The 6,194-nt window shown below is 40.1% G+C and carries 5 protein-coding genes and 1 tRNA gene; 4 read left to right on the top strand and 2 right to left on the bottom strand.

The window, feature by feature from the left end:
- Positions 1-169 precede the first annotated feature (169 nt).
- Complete coding sequence (rdgB, locus tag IM319_RS16500) at positions 170-763, top strand: RdgB/HAM1 family non-canonical purine NTP pyrophosphatase (protein ID WP_287736311.1); 594 nt, start codon at positions 170-172, stop codon at positions 761-763.
- On the opposite strand, the gene lipA is transcribed toward rdgB, so the two are convergent.
- Positions 726-1,631: a lipoyl synthase gene (lipA, locus tag IM319_RS16505; RefSeq protein ID WP_287736313.1), complete on the bottom strand. Its 906-nt coding sequence runs from the start codon at positions 1,629-1,631 to the stop codon at positions 726-728. The two genes, rdgB and lipA, sit on opposite strands and share 38 nt — an antisense overlap.
- Before the next feature lie 71 nt (positions 1,632-1,702).
- On the opposite strand from lipA, the gene IM319_RS16510 reads away from it, so the two are divergent.
- From IM319_RS16510 to IM319_RS16520, 3 genes are all read left to right on the top strand, one after another.
- Positions 1,703-1,776: transfer RNA gene (locus IM319_RS16510), tRNA-Pro, on the top strand.
- A 225-nt stretch (positions 1,777-2,001) separates the two neighbouring features.
- A complete protein-coding gene (locus IM319_RS16515; RefSeq protein ID WP_353806953.1) occupies positions 2,002-2,139 on the top strand; it encodes a BrnT family toxin in 138 nt (45 codons plus the stop codon).
- 100 nt (positions 2,140-2,239) lie between these two features.
- On the top strand, positions 2,240-5,293 hold the full coding sequence (locus tag IM319_RS16520) for a type ISP restriction/modification enzyme (RefSeq protein ID WP_287736315.1): 3,054 nt from the start codon (positions 2,240-2,242) through the stop codon (positions 5,291-5,293).
- 175 nt (positions 5,294-5,468) lie between these two features.
- On the opposite strand, the gene IM319_RS16525 is transcribed toward IM319_RS16520, so the two are convergent.
- Positions 5,469-5,864 carry a helix-turn-helix domain-containing protein gene (locus IM319_RS16525; protein ID WP_286826910.1) on the bottom strand — a complete coding sequence of 132 codons (396 nt, stop codon included), beginning with the start codon at positions 5,862-5,864 and terminating at the stop codon, positions 5,469-5,471.
- Positions 5,865-6,194: the final 330 nt, after the last annotated feature.

A 6,194-nucleotide genomic window follows, 5' to 3' on the forward strand; every position in this document is an offset into this window, starting at 1 on the left:
AAGGTTACATGATATCAGCCAGACTTGGAAACTATCTCATCAAATTAGTCCCCCCATAGAACCTCCTTGAGCCATCTTGCACACTTTTCTCTTTTTGTCAAATTTTATGTTAAGAAAGATGTGACTAATGGATAGCTTTTAGGCCGGGGTTTCCAACCGATTATTTTCGATGAAAAAATTAATTCTAGCCACGAGTAACCCGGGTAAATTAGCAGAGATAGGCGAATACTTAACTGATATCGACCTAGAATTGCAGTTAAAACCCGATTATTTAGAGATAGAGGAAACTGGGGCGACTTTTGCCGAAAATGCCTATTTAAAAGCTGCTCAAATTGCCCTAACATTGGGAGAATGGTCGATCGCTGATGATTCGGGATTGGAAGTAACTGGGTTAGGAAATGCCCCGGGGATTTACTCGGCCCGCTATGGTGAAAATGATCGAGAAAGAATCGATCGCCTCGTCAGGGAATTAGGGGATAATCAGGATCGTTCGGCCCGTTTTGTCTGTGTAATTGCGATCGCCCGTCCCGATGGTGAGATTGCCTTGACTGCCACAGGAATCTGCACGGGAGAAATTCTCACCAGTACTAGGGGTGAAGGTGGTTTTGGTTACGATCCGATTTTTTATGTCCCCGAATACGCTTTAACCTTTGCGGAAATGTCTCCCGAATTAAAAAGAAAAATTAGCCACCGAGGACGAGCTTTTGAGCAATTGCTGCCCCATCTCAAGACTCTCGCGGGTACAAATTCATTAAGGCTCTGACTTGTTCAGCATGATAAGAGCTTCTTGTCAAGGGACTCGCAACAATTTGTAAAAATCCCAGAGACTCACCGTATTCGCGCCAAGCGTGGAACTGTTCGGGGGTGATAAATTCCTGCACACCGAGATGTTTTGACGATGGTTGCAGATACTGCCCGATGGTGAGAATATCACAATCGACGGCCCGTAAATCGCCCATTACTTGCCGCACTTCCTCGTCGGTTTCCCCCAATCCCACCATAATGCCCGATTTTGTGTAGGTAGCGGGAACAATGGCGCGGGCGCGCTGCAATAATTCTAGGGAACGCTGGTAATCACCCTGGGGACGCACGCGACGATAGAGACGGGGAACGGTTTCGGTATTGTGGTTTAAAACTTCAGGTTTAGCGGCAAGAATCAAAGCTAAAGCCTGCCAATTACCGCAAAGGTCGGGAATCAACACTTCGATAGTAGTTTTTGGGGAAATGCGGCGAATTTCCTCGATACAACGGACAAATTGACTAGCACCCCCATCAGCCAAATCATCGCGATTGACAGAAGTGATCACTACATGATTAAGATCAAGACGTTGCACGGCTGCCGCTAGTCGCAGGGGTTCTGTGGAGTCTAAAGGTTGCGGTTTTTTCTCAAAATCTATATCACAGTAAGGACAGGCGCGAGTGCAAGCAGGACCCATAATTAAAAAGGTAGCCGTCCCTGCGTGGAAACATTCGCCGATATTGGGGCAGGAAGCCTCCTCACAAACGGTATTTAAGCCTAAATCGCGTAAAACCTCCTTAACACTGCCGACTCGTTGCCATTGCGGTGCTTTTACCCGTAACCACTCTGGTTTGACCGTCACGCCTGAACTACTCCGATAATTTTTGCCTATATCTGTAATATCCTAGCAAGTCTCGACCCACTCAAGGCAGAATATGCTATGATAATTTAGCTGAAAACTTTCGGGATGTAGCGCAGCTTGGTAGCGCACTTCGTTCGGGACGAAGGGGCCGCAGGTTCGAATCCTGTCATCCCGATTAAAGACAATCAAGGGGAGAGGCAAAATCGGCTCTCTTGAGTTTGCTGGGTAAAATGTATTCTAAGATATAGTCCTGCCGGCGAGGGAGTGGAACTAACCACGAAGACATAAAGGACACAAAGATCGATCGCTCTTATATGGGTTAAACTTATCACACAAAGAATAAGAGAGTCCAAAATCTATCTTCTATTTAATTAGAACTACTTATGGTGAGATAAGATATATTACCCTTGGCCAATTAAAAGGTCGAGTTGTCTTAATCGTCCATACTCCTCGCTCTAATAAAATTCGTATAATCTCAATGAGAAAGGCAAACAATCGTGAGCAAAAAATCTATCAAAAGCGACTTGAAGAGAATTGATGCGATGACGGATGAGAATATCGATTATTCTGATATTCCGCCGTTAGGTGATGAATTTTTTACTCAAAAAACAGTATCTTTTTCGCCATCAAATAAGCCAATGTCTAGATTATTAATCAGCCAATATCAGGCGGAAGTTGAAAAGATTGTTCAATATGGCGGAAGTCGCAAGGAAACTTCGATTAGAGTCGCTTTTCAGAATTTGTTAAATGACTATTGCAAGGCGCGGGATTTTTTGTTAATTCCTGAGTTGGATTATCGCACCAAGTCGGGTAAAGTTGTCTATCCTGATGGGACGGTAAAGGATGCTTTACGGTTAGATTGGGGATATTGGGAAAGTAAGGATCAATACGATAATTTAGACGAAGAAATTGAGAAGAAGTTGGCGAAAGGCTATCCTAATGACAATATTTTATTTGAAGATTCCCAGACGGCGGTTTTAATTCAAGGAGGAGAGGAAAGACTGCGCGTCTCGATGCGCGATGATGAGGCTTTGGATGGGATTATTAATGCTTTTATTAATTATGTACGTCCGGAAGTTGAGGATTTTCGAGAGGCGATTGATAGTTTTAAGGAAGATTTACCAACAATTTTAGAAGCGTTGCGGGGTTTAATTGCGTTGCAGTCGGAGACGAATCGGAATTTTGTGACAGCGCGGGACAAATTTTTAGAGATTTGTCGCAAGTCAATCAATCCAGAAATTAGTCTGGAAGATGTGCGAGAGATGATTATTCAGCATATTCTGACAGAGGATATTTTTATCAATATTTTTAATGAGTCTCAGTTTCACCGGGAAAATAATATCGCTAGGGAATTACAGGGAGTGATTGAAACTTTCTTTACTGGTAATACCAAGCGCAATACTTTAGGAACAATTGAACGTTATTATGCGGTAATTCGGCGGACAGCGGCGAATATTTACAATCACCACGAGAAGCAGAAGTTTCTCAAGGCGATTTATGAGAATTTTTATAAAGCGTACAATCCGAAAGCGGCGGACCGGTTGGGAATTGTCTATACACCCAATGAAATTGTCCGTTTTATGATTGAAAGTGTCGATTATTTAGTCCATAAACATTTTGGTAAGTTGTTGGCGGATCCAGGAGTAGAAATTTTAGATCCGGCGACGGGGACAGGCACTTTTGTGACGGAGTTGATTGAGTATTTACCGAAGGATAAGTTACGGTACAAGTATAAGCATGAGATGCACTGTAATGAGGTGGCAATTCTGCCTTATTATATTGCTAATTTGAATATTGAGTTCACCTATAAGCAGAAGATGGGGGAGTATGAAGAGTTTGAGCATATCTGTTTTGTCGATACCCTAGACCATGCTGCTTTTCATCTCAAGCAGATGGATTTGTTTGCCATGTCGGTGGAGAATACCCAACGGATTCAAAATCAAAATGACCGCAATATTTCTGTAATTATTGGTAATCCTCCTTATAATGCTAATCAGCAAAATGAGAATGATAATAATAAAAATCGCAAGTATCCAGCGATAGATAAGCGTATTAAGGATACCTATATTGAAGAAAGTACAGCGCAGAAGACAAAGCTATATGATATGTATTCTCGCTTCTTTCGTTGGGCTACAGATAGGTTAGGTGAAAATGGTATAATAGCTTTTATTACTAATTCTTCTTTCTTGGATGGTCGCTCTTTTGATGGATTTAGAAAATGTATTGAAAGTGAATTCGCCTATGCTTATTTTATAGATTTAGGAGGCAATGTCAGAAAAATTTCTGGCAGAGATGGTGTTTTCATTGGTGAAAAACACACAATTTTTGGTGCTGCTGCTATGACAGGTATTGTGATAAGTTTTTTAATTAAAGACAATCATAATACTCGAAATAAGCTTTTTTATGCGAATCCTTTTGATGTTCATGAATTGCGACAAAATAAACTTAATTATCTGCAAGTCAATGATTTCAAAGATATTCACTTTGAGCATATCATACCAGACAAAAAACATAATTGGATTGAACAATCAGATAATGATTTTAATGGCTTAATACCTGTAGTTGACAAAAATACTAAGCTATCTAAAAATCAAATTGATGAGGTAGCAATCTTTAAGTTGTACACAAATGGAATAAAGAGTAATAGAGATGAATGGGTATATGATTTCAATTCACAGCAACTTGAGAGCAAGATAAGTTATTTTATCGATATTTATAATTCAGATGTTTTTAAATACGCAGAAATGTCGTTATCTTCCAATGTAAATATTGATGAAATGGTAAATCTTAATATTAAATGGAGTAGGGACTTAAAGAAGCACTTAATTGCTAGACATAGCATTACTTTTGATAGGGCAAAAATTATATTTTCTCTCTTTCGTCCTTTTATAAAGCAATTATTTTACAGCGATTTTATACTCAATGATGTTCTAACTAACTATCATGCAGAATTGTTTGGGAAAGAATTTGATTATAGTAATAGTGTTATTTATTTTTCAGGTACTCCGCTTTCTAAACCTTTCCAAGTGTTTGCATCTAATGATTCTGCTAATTATGATTTTCTTGAAAAAACTCAATGTCTCCCTCTTTATCGCTACGACAAAGAAGGAAACCGCATCGATAATATCACTGATTGGGGATTGCAGCAATTCCAAAGCCATTACAACGATAAAAACCTCACCAAACTCGACATCTTCCACTACACTTATGCAGTCCTTCACCACCCAGAATATCGCAGTAAATACGAATTAAACCTGAAGCGAGAATTTCCCCGGCTTCCCTTCTATGATAACTTTTATCAATGGGTAGAATGGGGAAGCAAACTAATGGAATTACATATCAACTATGAAACCGTTGAACCCTACCCACTTACTCGTATTGATACTAATAATAATCTCAAACCAAAAACTAAACTAAAAGCCGACCGAGAAAAAAATTCTATCAACCTCGACGATATCACTTTCCTACAAGATATTCCCAAAATTGCCTGGGAATATAAACTCGGTAATCGTTCAGCCTTAGAATGGATTTTAGATCAATATAAGGAAAAGAAACCCAAAGATCAAACCATCGCCGAAAGATTCAATACCTACCGCTTCGCCGATTATAAAGAAACAGTAATTGACTTATTACAACGAGTTTGTACCGTGAGCGTCGAAACCATGAAAATAATAGAAGCGATGAGACATTAAAAAGATTGCTTCCGGGGAATCTTATCCTACACCCTGCCTCCAGTAAAAACTTTTTCAGCAGACCCTAAATAAATTAGTTTGGCTCCTTTTTCTTCCAGAGCTTTATTGATGTCTTCACTAAAATTAATGGGACGGTTATCGCCTACATCCCGAACTTTATCCTTTGTATTCTTGTCTAAGTTTTTGTACTCTTTCTGTCTCTTTTGCGGGTGGGTGTAGAGTTTTTTTTGCGGGTTATTCTCAAGCGTTCGGCTATTCTGGCCACTGTCGCCACACTTAAAACTATACCAGTTCTTTCTAGGAATAGTTTCGATAGTTCAGCCAGAGTTGCGTCATTATTTTCCTCAATTAACTTACCGAGGACGATCATTTGTTCTGGTGTGAGTTTTAAATGACGTCCACATCGATAAGTCTTCGGTCGAACATCTCCCGTTTCTCGATATTGCTTCAAAAGCTTTTGTACGAAACTTAGGGTGACGCAGAATCTTTTCGCTAATTGTCTTTGAGAGATGGGTTCGTTATAATAACAGTCGAGGATTTTCTGACGGAACTCTACCGGATAGGATTTCATTTTTACTGCGGTTTAGCTATCGATGACATTATACTTCATATTTGTGAGAAAGAAAGAAAAATGTTCTAGTGGGTTTTCTGGCGCGACCCAAGCGATCGCTAAAGATGTTATTATCTAGGGTCTGCTGAATAAATCTAAAAACCTTATCCAACAAGGTTTTTAGACTTTTTTTCCCTCAAAAAGTGCCGACCCTTGGAGTGATTGGGGGGAAAATTCAGGGACTTTTTCCCTGAAAATTAGGTAGTTGACCACCTGAAAATCGGTAAAACCCTACACCCCACACCCCAACCCCCAACCCCCAACCCCCAACCCCCAACCCCCAACCCCCAA

Origin of the sequence: Microcystis sp. M113S1, from assembly GCF_020246945.1 — a bacterium.
GTDB lineage: Bacteria > Cyanobacteriota > Cyanobacteriia > Cyanobacteriales > Microcystaceae > Microcystis.